16 protein-coding genes are annotated in these 17,134 nt (G+C 33.6%); 8 read left to right on the top strand and 8 right to left on the bottom strand.

Annotated elements, in window-relative coordinates; genetic code table 11:
* Window positions 1–6: 6 nt before the first annotated feature.
* Both TL18_RS06195 and TL18_RS06190 read right to left on the bottom strand, forming a co-directional pair.
* A complete protein-coding gene (locus TL18_RS06195; RefSeq protein WP_067042970.1) occupies window positions 7–1,233 on the bottom strand; it encodes an HD domain-containing protein in 1,227 nt (408 codons plus the stop codon).
* A 1-nt stretch (window position 1,234) separates the two neighbouring features.
* The gene (locus TL18_RS06190; protein WP_067042967.1) at window positions 1,235–1,534 is read right to left on the bottom strand and encodes a hypothetical protein; all 300 of its coding nucleotides are present in this window, start codon (window positions 1,532–1,534) and stop codon (window positions 1,235–1,237) included.
* Window positions 1,535–1,734: 200 nt separating this feature from the next.
* Here TL18_RS06190 and TL18_RS06185 point away from each other — a divergent pair, with 200 nt between their 5' ends.
* Window positions 1,735–2,952: an ammonium transporter gene (locus tag TL18_RS06185; protein WP_067042964.1), complete on the top strand. Its 1,218-nt coding sequence runs from the start codon at window positions 1,735–1,737 to the stop codon at window positions 2,950–2,952.
* Window positions 2,953–2,964: 12 nt separating this feature from the next.
* Window positions 2,965–3,303 carry a P-II family nitrogen regulator gene (locus TL18_RS06180; RefSeq protein WP_067042961.1) on the top strand — a complete coding sequence of 113 codons (339 nt, stop codon included), beginning with the start codon at window positions 2,965–2,967 and terminating at the stop codon, window positions 3,301–3,303.
* 127 nt (window positions 3,304–3,430) lie between these two features.
* Here the strand turns inward: TL18_RS06180 and TL18_RS06175 are convergent, their stop codons facing one another.
* Entirely contained in the window at window positions 3,431–4,039 is a 609-nt protein-coding gene (locus TL18_RS06175) for a S24/S26 family peptidase (protein WP_067042958.1), read from the bottom strand.
* 9 nt (window positions 4,040–4,048) lie between these two features.
* A complete protein-coding gene (gene aroD / locus TL18_RS06170; RefSeq protein WP_067042955.1) occupies window positions 4,049–4,723 on the bottom strand; it encodes a type I 3-dehydroquinate dehydratase in 675 nt (224 codons plus the stop codon).
* A gap of 137 nt (window positions 4,724–4,860) precedes the next feature.
* Between aroD and TL18_RS06165 the strand changes: the two genes are divergently transcribed.
* Genes TL18_RS06165 through TL18_RS06150 form a run of 4 tightly spaced genes read left to right on the top strand, consistent with a single transcriptional unit; the run spans window position 4,861 to window position 7,872 of the window.
* Complete coding sequence (locus TL18_RS06165) at window positions 4,861–5,586, top strand: hypothetical protein (protein WP_067042952.1); 726 nt, start codon at window positions 4,861–4,863, stop codon at window positions 5,584–5,586.
* Between the two features lie 12 nt (window positions 5,587–5,598).
* Window positions 5,599–6,462: a succinate--CoA ligase subunit alpha gene (gene sucD, locus TL18_RS06160; RefSeq protein WP_082706414.1), complete on the top strand. Its 864-nt coding sequence runs from the start codon at window positions 5,599–5,601 to the stop codon at window positions 6,460–6,462.
* Complete coding sequence (gene hmgA / locus TL18_RS06155; RefSeq protein ID WP_067042947.1) at window positions 6,462–7,664, top strand: hydroxymethylglutaryl-CoA reductase (NADPH); 1,203 nt, start codon at window positions 6,462–6,464, stop codon at window positions 7,662–7,664. Before sucD ends, hmgA begins: the two co-directional genes overlap by 1 nt.
* Before the next feature lies 1 nt (window position 7,665).
* Window positions 7,666–7,872 (top strand): hypothetical protein, encoded by a 207-nt coding sequence (locus tag TL18_RS06150; RefSeq protein ID WP_067042944.1) that lies wholly within the window; start codon window positions 7,666–7,668, stop codon window positions 7,870–7,872.
* Here the strand turns inward: TL18_RS06150 and TL18_RS06145 are convergent.
* From TL18_RS06145 to TL18_RS06135, 4 genes are read right to left on the bottom strand one after another with little or no spacing between them, the layout of a single operon-like run.
* Window positions 7,869–8,507 (bottom strand): DUF116 domain-containing protein, encoded by a 639-nt coding sequence (locus TL18_RS06145; RefSeq protein WP_067042939.1) that lies wholly within the window; start codon window positions 8,505–8,507, stop codon window positions 7,869–7,871. The genes TL18_RS06150 and TL18_RS06145 overlap by 4 nt on opposite strands.
* Window positions 8,508–8,515: 8 nt before the next feature.
* Window positions 8,516–8,968 carry a hypothetical protein gene (locus tag TL18_RS06140; RefSeq protein ID WP_067042936.1) on the bottom strand — a complete coding sequence of 151 codons (453 nt, stop codon included), beginning with the start codon at window positions 8,966–8,968 and terminating at the stop codon, window positions 8,516–8,518.
* 37 nt (window positions 8,969–9,005) lie between these two features.
* A complete protein-coding gene (locus tag TL18_RS11115; protein ID WP_197031816.1) occupies window positions 9,006–9,161 on the bottom strand; it encodes a hypothetical protein in 156 nt (51 codons plus the stop codon).
* A 40-nt stretch (window positions 9,162–9,201) separates the two neighbouring features.
* Entirely contained in the window at window positions 9,202–10,218 is a 1,017-nt protein-coding gene (locus TL18_RS06135; RefSeq protein WP_067042933.1) for a hypothetical protein, read from the bottom strand.
* A gap of 120 nt (window positions 10,219–10,338) precedes the next feature.
* Between TL18_RS06135 and thsA the strand changes: the two genes are divergently transcribed.
* Complete coding sequence (gene thsA, locus TL18_RS06130; RefSeq protein ID WP_067042930.1) at window positions 10,339–11,979, top strand: thermosome subunit alpha; 1,641 nt, start codon at window positions 10,339–10,341, stop codon at window positions 11,977–11,979.
* A gap of 578 nt (window positions 11,980–12,557) precedes the next feature.
* Window positions 12,558–17,075, top strand: coding sequence for a transglutaminase domain-containing protein (locus TL18_RS06125; protein ID WP_067042927.1), 4,518 nt, complete (start codon window positions 12,558–12,560; stop codon window positions 17,073–17,075).
* Window positions 17,076–17,134: the final 59 nt, after the last annotated feature.

The following is a 17,134-nucleotide window of genomic DNA, read 5'->3' as shown; positions in this document are numbered from 1 at the left end:
TATCTCCTAAAATAGTTTAATCTGATCGTAATGTATTCCGTGGAATTTTTCACGATCAATTTCCGGTAAATCAAGGTAATTTTCCAGTTTGAATTTTTCAAATTTCGGTTTTTCATTCTCATCGACATAAACGCTGATGTCTGGTATATTGAATCTTGCCTTACTCAATGCACCAATGATATTTGAAATTTCAGTCAATGGATATAGTTTTCCATCAACATTAACCTGTGTTTTCATTTCATCAAAACGAGGATATTCAGCGATATTGATAAACACATAATCTTCATCTATCTTGTAATCTTCAGCTATTTCTTTTTCTGCTTTTCTTATGGCTTTCTGTTCAATCTTATACATTTTTTCAGGATATTTGAAGTTATCCAATCTGATTGTTTTAACTCTTTTCATAATGTTTCTATTATCTAATCTGGACATTATGTCATTGGCAAATTCATTTTCGCAGTGTCTAAAGATTCCAATAATGTCTGCATCATCATATTTGTATATGTCTTTTTCATTGATTATTTTTTCATCTATTATTTTTTTAAGAGCTCTTCTAAACATTGAATTGACAATACGGGTTGTATGGTGCTGATAAACGCTAGGATACATGAAATATCTAGCGACAAGAGCTCCTTCAGCGGCCTGAACCCCTTTGATGTCTAAAATCAATCCGTCTTCAAGTTTTAAATTTGAAATGATTCTTTCATAATCAATTACTCCATAGGCCACTCCTGTATTGTGTGAATCTCTTAAAAGGTAGTCCATTCTATCCACATCAAGCTCTCCTGAAACGATTGGACCCAGATAGCCTCTTCCATTGATTATGTCTACAATTTCATTAACGTCAAATTTTTCTTCGAGCAAATCTCTCATTGATGTTTTTGTGATTACGTATTTGGTTAATTCTTCATGGGGAACAGATAAAACCCCTTCTGAAACATGTGAAAACGGTCCGTGGCCGATATCATGCACTAATGCTGAAGCTCTAATCAGTTCAGTTTCATCTTCTTTCAAACCAAGCTCTTCGGAAAGTTTTGATCCAAGGTTCATTGTTCCGATGGAGTGTTCGAATCTGGTATGGGTGGCTCCAGGGTAAATCAGGCCTATTAAACCTAATTGCTTAATTCTTCTTAAGCGTTGGAATTGCGGCATGTCCAGAATCTTTACTTCAAAGTTGTTTAAGCTTATGTCTCCATAGACGCTGTCTCTGATGAATTTTTTCTTTTCAACCATTTTACCAATCTCCATATCGATTAAAACTCCAATCGTTAAGCGTATTATTAGTGTCAGGTATGTCGCTGCCGTTATAAGTGTGGTTACTTGATGTGTTTGTATAGTTTACTACAACTTTTGGAATGATGGTTGGAACTTCATCTATATATTTAGGTTCGAATGAATCATTTTTAATTGGAATCATTTTATATGAAGTAGTATCTTCGGTTACTGTCAAATTGGCAAATGCAGAGCTAACGCCGAATGCAATTACAGCAATTATCAAAAATACTATTAAATTAGCTTTTACGGAGTCTTTCATATTAACACTTATTTTAATTTATACTATTTGATATTTTTTTTAAGCTATTATTTAATATTTTTGAAAAAATAAGCCCATTTTCCTTGTTTTTTTTATTGATTTCATAATGTTTATATATGATTAGGTACATACCATTATATCGGAAGTATACTTCCGACAGTTTACTTCCGATTGATTAAAATATATAGAGTTATGATAATATGGATATGTTTAGTGCTGGTGATACTGCATGGATTCTTGTTTGTACATTACTCGTACTGTTAATGAGTATTCCTGCAGTAGCATTTTTTTATGGAGGATTAAGTAAAAGAAAGAATGTTTTAAATACAATGTTTTTAAGTTTCATTGCGTTTTCAATTATTAGTGTAATATGGGTATGCTTTGGTTACCAGTTTGCATTTGGAAGTGATGTTAGTGGATTAATAGGTTCACCAACCAATTTCTTCTTACAGGGAATTGGATTGAATGATTTAAACGGTACAATTCCAACATTATTGTTTGTAATGTTTCAGTGCGCATTTGCAGGTCTTACCTGTGCAATTATGTCCGGTGCGCTAGTTGGAAGGATGAAAACCAAAGCATGGGTAATATTTGTTCCGATTTGGGCGTGCCTTGTATATATCCCAATTGCCCACTGGGTATGGGGTGGAGGCTGGTTAATGCAGATGGGAGCACTTGACTTTGCAGGAGGTGCTGTAGTTCACATTAACTCAGGAATTTCCGCTTTAGCAGTTGCATTAGTGTTAGGTAAAAGGAAAAATGATGCATTAATTCCTCACAATTTAGCTTATGCAGTACTTGGTGCTGCACTACTTTGGTTTGGTTGGATGGGATTCAATGGAGGATCAGGCCTTGCTGCAGATGGACTTGCAGCAAATGCGATAATTGTATCTAATGTGTCTGCAGCAGTCGGTCTTATTGTCTGGACAATAATAGATGTTATTAAAGTTGGAAAACCAACAATTTTAGGTGCGATATCCGGTGCAGTAGCAGGTTTAGTTGGTATTACACCAGCTGCTGGTTTCGTTGATGTTTTTGGAGCTTTAGTCATTGGTGCAATAGCTCCTATTATTTCATACTATTCAATTAATTATTTAAAACCAAAACTTGGATATGACGATGCATTGGATGTATGGGGCATTCACGGTATGTCCGGTGTATGGGGGGCACTTGCAACAGGAATATTTGCTGTTCCGGCAGTTGGTGGAGTAGCAGGATTGATTGCAGGAAACCCTAATCAGGTAGTAGTACAGATTATAAGCATAATAGCCACAATGATTTATTCATTTGTAATAAGTTACATAATAGCAAAAGTACTGGATAAATCATTAAATGGTATTAGAGTTGAAGAGTATGAAGAAATTGGAGGTTTAGACTCTCACCTCCACAAAGAATCCGCTTATAACTTTAATCTATAGGGGGAATAATAAATGAAAAGTATTATTGCGATTATCAGACAGGAAAAGTTTGAGGATGTAAAAAGGGAATTGGTAAACGTTGGCTGTGAAGGAATGACAGTTTCAGAAGTAAAAGGAAGAGGAAGTCAAAGAGGAATAAGAGAATCCTATAGGGGATCAAACTATTGTATTGATTTAATTCCTAAAACACGCATAGAAATTGTTGTAAAAAGTGAAGAACTTGATTCACATGTAGAAGCAATTAAAAAAGGAGCATTCACCGGAAACATTGGGGATGGAAAGATTTTCATTCAGAATGTGGAAAATGTAATTAGAATAAGAACTAACGAAGATGGGGATAAAGCAGTGTAGAATATTTTCCAATATGCATAAAACCAACAGATATGACCTATCTCTATAATTCCCCATTTGGAAAATGGTGCAAATCGCATTATTTTCCTTTTATACTTTTTTTAGTCAAATCATTAAGAAATCACCATCAATATGAAATCACAACACCATTAATGTCAGATATGTCAACCCAGGTTTCAATGCCCTTGACTTCATATAATTCGCCGTTGATGTATTCGTAGGAAATGTTTTTATTGTCGCTGACTAAATGAATCATATTTTCATCGATTTCGCTGACTCTTTTTATAATCGGCCCGTATTCATCTGATTCGGCTACAACAATATCTCCAACATGGATATTGTGGGTTTTATTCAATAGAACATCTTGTCCGTCTTGAAGTGTTGGAAGCATTGAGGTTCCATCAACATGGACAATAACAGGTATCTGATTAGGACCCAAACTTGAATCGATGTTGATTTCAGGATTTTCAATACCATAATAACTGCAAATGTCGGAAATTCCATTTTTAAGTGTCTCTGTGTCGGATATGCTGTCATTCATTACATTGAAAGTATAATTGCAGATTTCCGAATTCAAACTGGCAGTATCAATGTTTGAAATGGTATGGGTTGTAACAGTAACGTTTTCCCCATCGAGGTAAACATCTACAGAATCTCCGCCGAGGTTTGTAAATGTGAATAATCCTATAATAATCAAAATAAGTATTATTAAAGCTAAAATAATCTTTTTAGCCATTTTAACCACCTAATCCATTATATTTAAATCCATATTCAGCAATGCTCTCATTGTTTCAATATCGATTTGACCTGGTGCTGTTGCATCCCTTCCGGCGGCAAAAGTTATCGGTGAATCAAATTTTGACGCCATAACTCTTGTATAACTGCCCAAATCTCCCATGGAAATAGCTATTGTATCTTTGCAATGGGAAAGAACGGCCAATATGGTTAATGTGTCTTCCAGATCTTGTGGCATGAAAGCAACTTTTGCAATATCTCCAAGTTCCTGTTCCTTTTCAACAATATACAAAATTTCATTAAGTTTAGGTGTTTTTTTAAAATCATGATAGGAAACGATTGTTTTTACGCCGGTATCATGAATCTTATTAATGTATTCATCATCAGATTGAAGTTCAATGTCTACATAGTCTACTAAATCGCAACATTCGTATAAAATTTCGAATCTTTCTTCTTCACTGCCTTTAAAGAATCCGCCTTCATTGCTGATTCTATTGGTAGCTATCATTGGAAAACTGATTTCTTCAATTGTCTTTTTGATTTCATTGATATCAGGATTCTTCAAACCGTCAATTCTAAATTCTAAAATATCGGCTCCTTTTCCAATGCAATCATTAGCTACTTCAATTACTTGTTTGCAGTTTTCTTCAAGTATTGGAATTGCAATTTTTGTCTGTGAATACATTAATTATTATATTAGTCTATTGTTATTATTATATTTTCTTTAAAAACTCGTATATTTATATAAATTAACTAACAAATAATATATCAATAAAATTTTATATTTTATTTATTAATTAATTGATTATACAAGGTGTTAATTTGAAAATTTCAGCTATAGGTGCTGATATATCAAGAAATGATGTATCCTGCAGTACTATGCTAGTAGAAACTATTGAAAAAAACCTTTATAGAGTTAAAGAATTGGGTGCAAGGGATGTGGCTCTAACAAATGTTACCGGCGACGATGTTGTTATTAGTGCATTTGTGGAGGATGACTTGCTTGAATCCATTAATGAAGGTATTGTTAATATTTTAAAAGAGAGTGCGGAAAACTTCGGTGATTTGTCAGGAATTTCATCAACTCCGGAGGGTGCTGGTGAAGGTATTTCTTATGCTGAAGCAAATATAAGGCCTGACAGATATCCTGATGCCATTGTCTTAGGTTTCGATACTTATGGGGGTGAACCGTTTGTTGCTGATGTTGCGAATTCCGCAATTGATGCTGCTAAAGGCATGAAAAATCTAACTGATGTGTCTGATTATATCGAACCGAAAACAAAGAAAATACCTGGTGTGGGTTATGTTTCGCCAGAAACTGATGACCCTGTTGTTGTGGCGACAATTGAGGATATAGAGTCTGTTGGAGTAATAGCCAGCGCAATGATTGGGGCTGCACTTGGAAATAAGAATGTTTATTTAGTTAAAAGAGGGACAACTTGTAATGTATTGCCGGGTAGCGTAATATTTTCCGCTACTGCATTTATGAATGGAAATGTAATAGATTTAGCTGTTCCATTTGAAAATAAAACTAGAATATTGAGATAGGAGATATTAATTATGATTTTATTAAATGAAGATACAAAATGTTTAGTTCAAGGGATAACTGGTAAACAAGGTTCATTTCATACAGAACAAATGTTAAAATACAATACTAATATTGTTGCAGGAATCACTCCTGGAAAAGGCGGTCAAAAATTTTTAGACAAAGTTCCAATTTTCAATTCAATTGAAGAGGCAAAAGATGAAGTCGATATCAATTCTTCAATCATTTTTGTTCCTGCAAAATTTGCGAAAGATGCTGCTTTTGAAGCAATTAGACACTTGGATTTGGTTGTTATTATTTCTGAACATATTCCAGTACATGATAGTATGAAAATCATGGCATATGCAAAAGAAATGGAAACAACAGTCATTGGTCCAAATACTCCAGGAGTTATCTCTCCAGGTGTTGGTAAATTGGGTATTATGCCTACTCATATTTTTAAGGAAGGTAATGTTGGCGTAATTTCAAGAAGCGGTACTTTAACTTATGAAATTGCAAGTGAACTTACCAATGCAGGAATAGGTCAAAGTACAGCTGTCGGTATTGGAGGTGACCCAGTTACCGGTGACAATTATGTTGATATCTTAAAAAGATTCGAAAAAGACGATGATACCGATGCAGTTGTTTTAATTGGTGAAATTGGAGGAACTGCAGAAGAAAGGGCAGGTAAATTCATTGCAGATGAAATGTCCAAACCTGTCGTATCTTATATTGCTGGAAGAACTGCTCCTCCTGGTAAAAGAATGGGACATGCAGGAGCAATTATTCAAGGAAATTCCGGTACTGTAGAAAGTAAAACCAAAGCTTTGAACGAAGCCGGTGTTGAAGTAGCTATCAAACCGTCTGAAATTGTAGATTTACTTAAAAAGGTTATGTAATGTCAAACGAAGAAATTATTAATAAATTGTTAAACGGCGAGATGAAACTTTATCAGGTTGATAAAGAAGTCCCAGCCAAACAGGCAACTGATATTAGAAGGGAATTTTTAGAAAGAAAATTCAACATAGATTTAAAGAACATTTCCAATTACACTCTTGATATGGAAAGGGCATCAGCAAGAAACATTGAAAATTCAATCGGTGTTCTACAGCTTCCAATGGGAGTTGCAGGCCCATTAAAAATCAATGGTGAATACTGCAAAAGGGAAGTGTTCATTCCTCTTGCAACATCTGAAGGAGCATTAGTCGCATCAATCAACAGAGGTGCTTCTACCATTACAGCTTCTGGTGGAGCAAATGCAAGAGTGGTGTCTGATATCATGACCCGTGCACCTGCCATTAAATGTGAAGGGGTTAGTGATGCATTAAATATCAAACAATGGTTTATTGATAATTTCGACGAGTTAAAAGAAATTGCAGAAAGTACAACTTCTCACGGTAAATTAATTAAAATTGATCCTATCTTAATTGTTGGAAACTATGTTTATCCTCGTTTTGTTTTCTCTACTGGGGACAGTATGGGGATGAATATGGTAACTATCGCTTCAGAAAAAATATTGGATAAATTAGCTCAAGAAACTACTGCAACTCACCTTGCATTAAGTGGTAATGTTTGTGTTGATAAAAAACCTGCTGCTATAAATATTGTTGAAGGAAGAGGAAAAAGCGTTATAGCAGACATATTGATTCCAGAAGATATAGTATCTAAAAAATTAAAGACTACTGCCGAAGCGATTGTTGAAGTGAATACAGCTAAAAATCTAATTGGTTCTGCTGCCTCAGGCAGTATGGCATTCAATGCTCATTATGCAAATATGGTTGCAGCAATATTTTTAGCAACCGGCCAGGATGCGGCTCATGTTGTTGAAGGATCATTGGGCATTACAACAGCAGAAAATAGAAATGGAGATTTATATTTTTCAGTTAACTTGCCTGATTTGCCTGTAGCTACTGTTGGTGGAGGAACAAGTCTTGAAGTAGCTCAGGAAGGATTGAATATTTTAGGCGTTGCAGGTTCAAATAAAGCTCGTGAATATGCAGAGATTGTTGCATGTACTGTTTTAGCTGGAGAATTATCTTTACTTGGAGCATTAGCTGCTGGGCACTTGGCAAGAGCTCATCAGGAACTTGGAAGAGGATAATATGGATGATTTTTTAGATGATTTGTATCCGGAAATAACTCTTGAGACTGATGATATAATAATGACTATTGCTGTGAAAAAGGATTATTCTCAAATAGAAAATCTAAATGATAGAAAAAAAGAGTTTTTAAAGGATTTAAGGGAGTTTATTGATGAATTCGATGAAACTCCTGAATCTCTAGAGTTCATGAGATATTATGAAGATTAATATTTGGAATCTATTTTTTCAAATACTTTTTTAACATTCACTTTAGTTTCATAGCATCCTGTTTTTTCAAGCAGAACACCTTGCGGACAAAAGTCAGAAAGAAGCATCATCATTTGGTTTAAATCTTCATGGCAGGCCACGCCAAGCACGGCTTTAAACTTGTTTTCTTTAACAATCTTTTTAACAAAGCTTGATCCAGGTACAATATATAATTTATAACCTAAAGGTTCGGCTTTTTTCTTAATGACACCTATGGAACATAATCCACATTCAGTACAATTCAAGCCTTCTTTTTGAAGTGTTGCCGGACAATCCCTATGCCTTAAACAATGTGGCAGGAATATTAAGGTTTTTTCAGCAGGAATCTCTTTAAATTTTTCTTTATTAACGTCATCTCTGACCTGTATGGCAATATTATCGATAAGATGTTCATCAAGATTTAATAGGTTAGCTATTGTTTTAAAGGGTGAATATAATAAGTCAACTACGAACAATACAAATCTAGGGAATTTTATCTGATTTTTTTTAGCAATAAAAAGACCCAATATAAACACGACAATGAATAGGATAACAACAAGTATTGCTAAAAAAACCACTAATTGTCCTAAAAATGTATAAAATGATTCTATAACCAATTTTTCACCTAAAATTCTTCAATTGTATAATCAACAAAATCTTTATTCAACTTAACGCCTGTAGGTGTTTTTTTTATTTCAAGTCCTGATAAACTGTCGCAGGAGCACAGTACATTTTGTTCAGGGTGTGTACCTGGTGTAATATTGCAATTTAAGTTTACTTCCTCTCCGATTGATATAACAGTTTCTAAACGTTTTGTGGATGGATGATCTTTATTTAAAATTACTAATGGGGATGATTCTTCACGACTCAGATACGCCTGGGACCTTATAGCCCTTTTGTCTTTTTTAAAGTTTGAAACGGCTATTATGTCATCAGGTTCTAAAAATTGGACAATTTCTTCATTATCCTGTGTTGCTATAAACAGCATCTTATTCTCATAGGATACTTTAACAACGCCCACCATTCCTGTTTCACCTTCAAGGAACAGTATTTCGTCATTTTCAAAATCAATATTCATAAAAATCACTAAAAAATAAAGAATAGAGTAAAAGAATTTACTCTACAAGATCTACGTTATCACTTTGGCAGGACGGACAAACTACTTTTTTTCCGAGACCTTTAAAAGTGTTGCCACAATCTTTGCAGTGATATTTTTTTGTTTTCAATTTTTTTAAATCGATATCGGCCATTGGCCCTCCGCTAGAACACATTCAAAATCACCTTGTTATATTATATATTATTATATATTATTTAATATTTTATAATTTTTTGAATATTATTTATTTTTTCAAGAATATTCTTGTCATTGGTCAAATCAAAAAGAAGCTCATAGAAATACAATGCCTGATTAAATGCATGTTCGCTATCATATTTGTTTGCAAGTTCATTCAGTGTTTTTATGACAAATGGATTTGCATCAACCTGGATGTTCTTGTTTTTTAGTAAGGATACGCATTCGTCCCTTGTCAAATCTATGTTCTGCCCTTTGGATTTGATGTATTGGAGTTCCTTATAAGCAAGCGGACTCAACTCATATTTCATGCTGTAGTTAAATAGCCCTGCAGCAGTTTCAAGTTCATTTTCTTCAATATAGAAATGGCCAAGGTTCCTATAGCATCTTGCAATGTCCTGAGGGTAGTATGCATATTCCAGAGCTTCTGTTGTATACATGAAAAATTTATTGAAGCTTGGTGTTTTTATTTTGTATATTTCGGATAATTCCAATAGTATTCTAGATGAAACGGGATTAATTTTCAAAGCTTTTTTAAGATACACTTCACTTTCCTTCAAGTTATTGGTTTCCAAAAGTAAAAATCCATAAGCATAATACAAATCTATCAAAGGTTGGTTATTTGGTATATATCTAACTTCTTTTTTAGCACCAATATACCTATTAAATATTTCTTCTTCCAGAGGATTTGTGAAATAGTGGTACTCGCTGACTTTATCGTCTTCAAACATTGGCGGCAATGTATTAATGAAACTTTCAAGAATGCTTAATGCAGTTTCATATTCCCCATTTTCAATATACGGGAATGATTCTTCTAAAATATCAATGATTGGAGTCTCTTCTTCGGATATTCTAATAAATTCTTCTTTTTCATCTTCGCTTAAGCAATCCCACATCATACGTGAAATCTCTTTAATGATTTCTTCATTGTAGGGGTGATCTTTATATTTTTCAATTTGGGATGATAGGTATCTTCTGTTTAATTCGCTGTTTTCACCTAGATTAGATTTAATTTCATTAATTATTTCATCATACATTAAAACACCTAAAGTTAGTTTAATAAGTAATCTTTTTATATAACCTCTAACTCATACTATATATGTATAAAAACTTAGTTTTATATTATTTTATTTAAAAAATTTAAAGGTGATTATGAAATGGCAAATCAACCAATTTTTATCCTTCCGGAAGGGACTGAAAGATATTCAAAAAGAGATGCTTTAAGAATGAATATCACAGCAGCAAAAGTTTTATCAGGTATTGTTAGAACTACATTAGGTCCTAAAGGTATGGATAAAATGTTAGTTAATTCATTAGGTGATGTAACCGTAACTAATGACGGTGCAACCATCATGAGTGAAATGGATATTGCACAGCCTGCAGCTAGAATGCTTGTAGAAACAGCTAAAAAACAAGAGGATATCGTCGGAGATGGAACCACCTCTGTTGTTGTAATCGCAGGTGAATTATTGGCTAAAGCTGAAGAATTATTGGAAGACGGAATTGCAACTTCTGTTGTTGTAAAAGGATACAGAAATGCAACTGAAAAAGCAGTTGAACTTTTAAAAGAAATAGCTATGGATGCTGATGATAAAGAAACCCTTAAAAAAGTTGCTGTTACTGCAATGAGTGGTAAAGGTTCAGATTACGCTAAAGAACATTTGGCAGACCTTGTTGTTGAAGCTGCATTAAGAATCGAAGAAGACGGCAAATCTGACATTGACAATATCAACATTCAAAGAGTATCTGGAGATTCTGTTGAAGATTCATTCTTGGCTGAAGGAATTGTTATTGATAAGGCTCCTGTATCTAAAAGCATGCCTAAAGATGTTAAAGATGCAAAAATTGCTATCATGAAATATCCTATTGAATTAAAAGACATGAATACTGATACTAAAATCGACATTACCAGTCCTGAACAATTTGAATTATTCTTGAACAATGAAGAACAAATGATTAAAGATTTAGTGGCCAAAATTATTGATTCCGGTGCTAATGTGTTATTCTGTCAAAAAGGTATTGATGACATGGCAGAACATTACTTAAGAAAAGCAGGAATCATGACTTATAAAAGAGTTAAAAAATCTGATATGGAAAGAATTGAAAAAGCTACTGGTGCAAAACTCGTAACTGACATTGAAGATTTATCAGCTGATAAATTAGGTACTGCTGGTCACGTATATCTTGATAAAATATTTGATCATGAATTGACTTTCATTGAAGAATGTGACAATCCTAAAGCTTCTTCCATCGTATTAAGAGGAAGTACCCGTTATGTGACTGAACAAATTTCCAGAGCTATTGATGATGCTTTAGGTGTAGTTGCAGCTACTATCGAAGAAGGCAAAGTTCTCATCGGTGGTGGAGCTTGTGAAATTGATTTGGTAAAACAGTTAAGAGATTACGGTGAATCTGTAAGTGGAAGAGAGCAATTAGCTATTTTAAAATATGCTGAAGCTTTAGAAGTCATTCCAAGAACCTTAATCGAAAATGCAGGTTTGGACACTATCAACTTGATTGCTGATTTAAAAGCTGCTCACGAAGAATCCAATGTCATCGGAATCAATGTGTTCACTGGCGAAGTTGAAGATATGAAAGAAGCTGGAGTTATTGAACCTTTAAGAGTAAAAATCCAAGCTTTACAATCTGCTGGTGCTGCAAGTGAAATGATTTTAAGAATTGATGACATGATTGCAGCAAGAAACGCATTGAATTCAACCGGACCTGATGAGTCAGGAAATGATAACAGTGGTATGCCTCCTGCACCAGGTATGGGCGGAATGCCACCAATGATGTAAAATTTTAATATTTTACATTTTTTCTTTTTTTTCAATTCACTAAATTTTAAAAAAATTAAATTTTGATGTGAATATCTTTATTTTTAATTTGTTACATTATTTCAAATTGAATTTAATCTTAATGAAATTTTTTTAGTTTTTTTGCCTCAAAATACTTCATAATTAAATATTTTATAAAATTTTCATTTTTTTTGTTATACTTGCTTATTTTTATTTATACTTGATTAAATAGGTTGTTTTTTAATCTAACTTTATTGTTTTCAATGTTTTTTAATTAAATAGTTTTTTATTATATGTTATTTTATATAAAAACCATTAACATTGATGTTTACATTTTTATATATTGAAGTTACTTTAAATATTATTTCATATCATTTTACACTTTTATAGCCTATTTTAACTATATCCTTACTTAATATTTTATTTTCATAAAGTTTTAACCTTATTTTTAAAAATTAAACTCATTTAATGCGATTTAGTAAATAAAAAGGTTTATATAAGATATTTAAAATAAATATTGATGAAGTGAGATAATAGTCTCATGGTTATATTATCAATTGTTATGGAGGTAAAATATTTTGAACAAACAATTATTACTCACATTGCTAATGGTGTTCACTGTATTGTTGTCAGTCAGTGCCGTTTCAGCAAGTGAGATAAGTGTTACAGATTCGCATACTGCTAACTTAGTAGATGACACAACAGATGTCTCAGTCCCAATGGAGAAAATCGCTGATTCATCAGTGCTTTCTGTATCTAGTGTTTCAAATGTTGATAATGATTCATCTAAAGTTTCTCTATCAAGTAAAGAAGTTTTAGGATCTGATTATTCAAATACTTTATCAACTAACTCGGAAAGTAATGATTTAAATGATACTATTGGGGTTGCCTTTGCTTCTGGTGAAGGTAAAATTTCTTCAGGTATTTCAGATAGTATCAAAGCAAAAGATGTTACTAAATATTATAAGGGAAGCACTCCTTTTAGTGCAACATTTTATGACAGTAACGGTAATGTTTTAGCAAATAGAAATGTTAAAATTACTGCATGTGGTGTTGACCATACCGTAAAAACAAATTCAAGAGGGATTGCTTCATTAGGTATTCACGAAAAACCAGGAACATATCAGATTATTTCAGTAAATCCGGTAACTGGTTATAAATTAACTAATACATTTAAAATTTTATCTACAATTAGTGCTGCTGACGTATCTAAAGTATACGCTGATACAAGGAGTTTCGAAGCAACATTTGTTGATAGTAATGGTAAACCAATAGCTAATCAAAATGTTAAGTTTAATGTCAATGGTAAAACATATACTGTAAAAACCAATGCTAATGGTTTGGCCACACAATCATTATCCAATCTCCCAGGTGGTACTTTTACTATGACCTCTTATAATGTCGACGGTTTGACTAAGAAAAATACTATTAAAGTATATAATCATGTCGATACTAAGTTGGTCACCAATATTTACGCATTCTATGCGGGCGATACTGCTAACGTTCAAGTTAAATTGCTCAATTCCTTCGGTTATGCACCCACTACAGGCAAATTAGTTACTTTAACTGTAGATGGAAAAAAATATAGTGCAAAAACTAATGCTAACGGTATTGCAAAATTCACTTTACCTAAATTAGCTAACGGAGGATATGTTGCAACATATGCCTTTGCAGGCGATGAACATTACAGAGCATCTAGCGCTCAGAATAAAATTTATTTCCTTCCAACCAAAACTTTATCCCTCAATGTTGATGGAAAAACTGTGTTTGGTAAAGGATCAGGTTCTTCATTTGCAGTGAAATTGACTTCTGGTGATGTACCGATTTCAAATCAGTATATTAATTTCATTGTTAAAGGTCAAACATTCATTAAAGTTAAGACCAATAGTAAAGGTATTGCATCCATACCAATTAATTTGGATGTTGGTAGACACACCATCAAATATTCTTTCAACGGCACCTCTGATATGAAGGCCGTTACTGGTGATACTGTAGTCACTGTCAAAGAGAGAGCTGAAACTAGAATTATTTGGAAAAGCGATTCTACTTTCGATGTGGGAACCCAACAGTTTAAAGTTGCATTAAAAAATACTGACGGTGTGGGTATTGCTAAAAAGACAATTACTTTGACTGTTAATTCTAAAACTTATACTGCAACCACTAATTCAAATGGTTTTGCTACATTCAATGTAAACCTTCCTGCAGGCACATATACTGTTACATACAAGTTCAGTGCTGCTGGTGATGAAGATTATTCTGGACGTACCGGTACTACAAAAGTCACTGTTAAGAAGAAGAAAGAAACTAGGATTCTTTGGAAGAGTGCTACTTCTTTCAATACAGGAACCCAACAATTTAAAGTTGCATTGAAAAATACTGAAGGTATAGGCATAGCTAAAAAAGTCATTGCTTTGACTGTTAAATCAAAAACTTATACTGCAACCACTAATTCAGAGGGTATTGCTACATTCAATGTAAACCTTCCTGCTGGTACTTATACTGTTACATACAAGTTTGACGGTACTAAAGATTCGACTTATTCCGGACGTACAGGTACAGTTAAAGTCACTGTTAAGCAGAAAGCTGAAACCAGGATTCTTTGGAAGAGTGCTACTACTTTCAATACTGGAACCCAACAATTTAAAGTTGCATTGAAAACTGCTAATGGTGTGGGTATAGCTAAGAAATCTATTACTTTGACAGTCAATTCCAATACTTATACTGCAATCACTAATTCAGAGGGTATTGCTACATTCAATGTAAACCTTCCTGCTGGTTCTTATACTGTTTCATACAAGTTTGACGGTACTAGTGATCCAAATTATTCCGGACGTACAGGTACTACTACAATAAAAGTTGCTAGAAAATCTCTTAGCGGATACGGATATTGGGTATTCGGTGCAGACATGAGAAATGTCGATTTAGGCAGTTTAGCATCTAAAGGAACTACTGATATTTTCTTAAACTATGCAGCTATTAGCAAACATGGTCAATCAAGTGTTGAATCATGGATTGCAAGTGCAAACAAAGTAGGAATCAATGTTCATATTTGGATGCAAGCATTTTATGACGGCTCATGGATAAACCCAGTTAAAAATGGTCAACCTAACACTGCTTACTTCAATACAAAGATTAATGAAGCAAAAAATTATGCTAAAATTAAAGGTGTAGCAGGAATTCACTTTGATTATTTAAGATATCCCGGTAATGCTTATAAAACTAGTGGCGGTGCTGCAGCTGTTACCCAATTTGCAAAACAAGCTGCTAGTGCTATTCATGCTGTTAATCCAAATCTTATAGTTTCATGTGCAGTAATGCCGGAAACTACCAGTAATGTTTATTATTACGGTCAGGACCATGCTCAACTAAGTAAATATATGGATGTTATTATTCCAATGATTTACAAAGGAAATTATAATCAAAATTCAAAATGGATTGCCACAACTACCAAATGGTTTGTAGATAATTCAAATGGTGCTGTGATTTGGTCAGGTTTACAAGGATATGTATCTGATGATGATGTTTCTAAATTACCTGTTTCCCAATTAAAAACCGATGCGCAAAATGCATTAAACGGTAAAGCAAAAGGAGTTGTTGTATTCAGATGGGGTGTAACTAACTTTATTGATTTTAAGTCAATAGATGGTGATAGTGATACCTCAACTTCATTAACTCTTGCAAAGATTGTAGCAGCTGCAACTACATTAAGTAACAATATCAAATCTGTGGATTCCATTCCAACAAAAGTTACTATTGATGGAGTAGATTACTCTATGCCAAGATTCCTATACTTAATGACCAGAGCTGTTGCTAATATTAATCAAGGTAAGACTTCGGCTATTGATTTAGTCCCAGCTTCCGCTCCTGCAAATCCGTCTGGAATCAGTAATGAGGCAACTTTATCTAAGGCAGACTATGTTGATGTTGCACAAAGAGTAGCAAACTTCATTGTAAATAATGAGCTAGCTCCAAATTATGCTAGTTCAACTGTAGGTACAATTAAATATCAATCTTTAGTTGATACATTTGCTAGAGTTTTAGCATCATATAAAGCAAATAATAAATTGCCAACTTCTATTAAGGTTAATCCTACTTCAAGACCTTCTCCCAGTCCAGAGCCTGTCCCTCCCTCTGGTGAAACAGTAGCTCTTAAGGATATAATATCCGCTGCTGGTGTAATCAAAACTTACTATGAGAAAAATACTAAATTACCCAGTTCAGTAGAGGTTGGTAGTTTAAAAGTTACAATGCAGAAATTTTTGTACTTGTTAACTAAAGCCGTTTGCCAACTTGATGAATCCAATACTGGAGCTGTTCCTCTTGTTACTAAGATTTTGGCACCAGATTCTCCATCTGGAGATGAAATTGGTTCAGCAACCTTGCCTAGAGCAGGATATGTTAATACTGCTTCAAATGTAGCTAGTTACATTGAAAAGAATAATCAAGCACCTAACTTCGCTTCATCTGATGTGGGTAACATTATCTTCACAGAATTGGTCGATGCATATGCACGTATCGTAGCATTTTATGGAAGTAATAAAGAATTACCTACCTATGTAACAGTCCGTTACTCCGAAGGAGGATCCGTTGATCCTGTTGATGAAAAGGGTACTGGTTTAAATGAGAAAAATACAATCACTAATTTGAAACCATATTTAGTGGCTACTACTAACTGTCAAGTAAATAACACTAGTATCAAGAATATAGTTGATTCATTAACTAAAGGATTAACTTCAGATTATGATATTGCTAATGCATTATATAAATATGTAAGAGATTCCATTAGTTATTCCTTCTATTATGATACTAGGTACGGTGCTGTAGGTACATTAAATGCAAAAACTGGAAATTGTGTTGATCAAGCACATTTATTAGTGGCTATGGCTAGAACTGCTGGTTTGCCTGCTAGATATGTTCATGGTACATGCCACTTCAGTAGTGGAAGTACTTATGGTCACGTATGGGCTCAAATCTTAGTTGGTGATATGTGGACACTCTCAGATCCGACCAGTTCAAGAAATTCATTTGGAAATGTAGTAAATTGGAATACAAATTCATTTTCATTACATTCAATTACTTCAAGTATTGAATTCTAATTTCCTACATCTTTTTTTTATTTTTTAAGATTCAGATTTTCATTTTTCATGCCATATCT

It is taken from the genome of Methanobrevibacter sp. YE315 (assembly GCF_001548675.1).
GTDB lineage: Archaea > Methanobacteriota > Methanobacteria > Methanobacteriales > Methanobacteriaceae > Methanocatella.
Note: the sequence above shows the minus strand (reverse complement) of the source record. Positions and strands in the feature narration are given on the sequence as shown.

What these genes read in the sequence shown, in the direction of transcription:
- TL18_RS06195 (WP_067042970.1), bottom strand. Translation starts at nt 1,233, where the DNA reads ATGGTTGAAAAGAAAAAATTCATCAGAGACAGCGTCTATGGAGACATA.
- TL18_RS06190 (WP_067042967.1), bottom strand. Translation starts at nt 1,534, where the DNA reads ATGAAAGACTCCGTAAAAGCTAATTTAATAGTATTTTTGATAATTGCT.
- TL18_RS06185 (WP_067042964.1), top strand. Translation starts at nt 1,735, where the DNA reads ATGGATATGTTTAGTGCTGGTGATACTGCATGGATTCTTGTTTGTACA.
- TL18_RS06180 (WP_067042961.1), top strand. Translation starts at nt 2,965, where the DNA reads ATGAAAAGTATTATTGCGATTATCAGACAGGAAAAGTTTGAGGATGTA.
- TL18_RS06175 (WP_067042958.1), bottom strand. Translation starts at nt 4,039, where the DNA reads ATGGCTAAAAAGATTATTTTAGCTTTAATAATACTTATTTTGATTATT.
- aroD (WP_067042955.1), bottom strand. Translation starts at nt 4,723, where the DNA reads ATGTATTCACAGACAAAAATTGCAATTCCAATACTTGAAGAAAACTGC.
- sucD (WP_082706414.1), top strand. Translation starts at nt 5,599, where the DNA reads ATGATTTTATTAAATGAAGATACAAAATGTTTAGTTCAAGGGATAACT.
- hmgA (WP_067042947.1), top strand. Translation starts at nt 6,462, where the DNA reads ATGTCAAACGAAGAAATTATTAATAAATTGTTAAACGGCGAGATGAAA.
- TL18_RS06150 (WP_067042944.1), top strand. Translation starts at nt 7,666, where the DNA reads ATGGATGATTTTTTAGATGATTTGTATCCGGAAATAACTCTTGAGACT.
- TL18_RS06140 (WP_067042936.1), bottom strand. Translation starts at nt 8,968, where the DNA reads ATGAATATTGATTTTGAAAATGACGAAATACTGTTCCTTGAAGGTGAA.
- TL18_RS11115 (WP_197031816.1), bottom strand. Translation starts at nt 9,161, where the DNA reads ATGTGTTCTAGCGGAGGGCCAATGGCCGATATCGATTTAAAAAAATTG.
- TL18_RS06135 (WP_067042933.1), bottom strand. Translation starts at nt 10,218, where the DNA reads ATGTATGATGAAATAATTAATGAAATTAAATCTAATCTAGGTGAAAAC.
- thsA (WP_067042930.1), top strand. Translation starts at nt 10,339, where the DNA reads ATGGCAAATCAACCAATTTTTATCCTTCCGGAAGGGACTGAAAGATAT.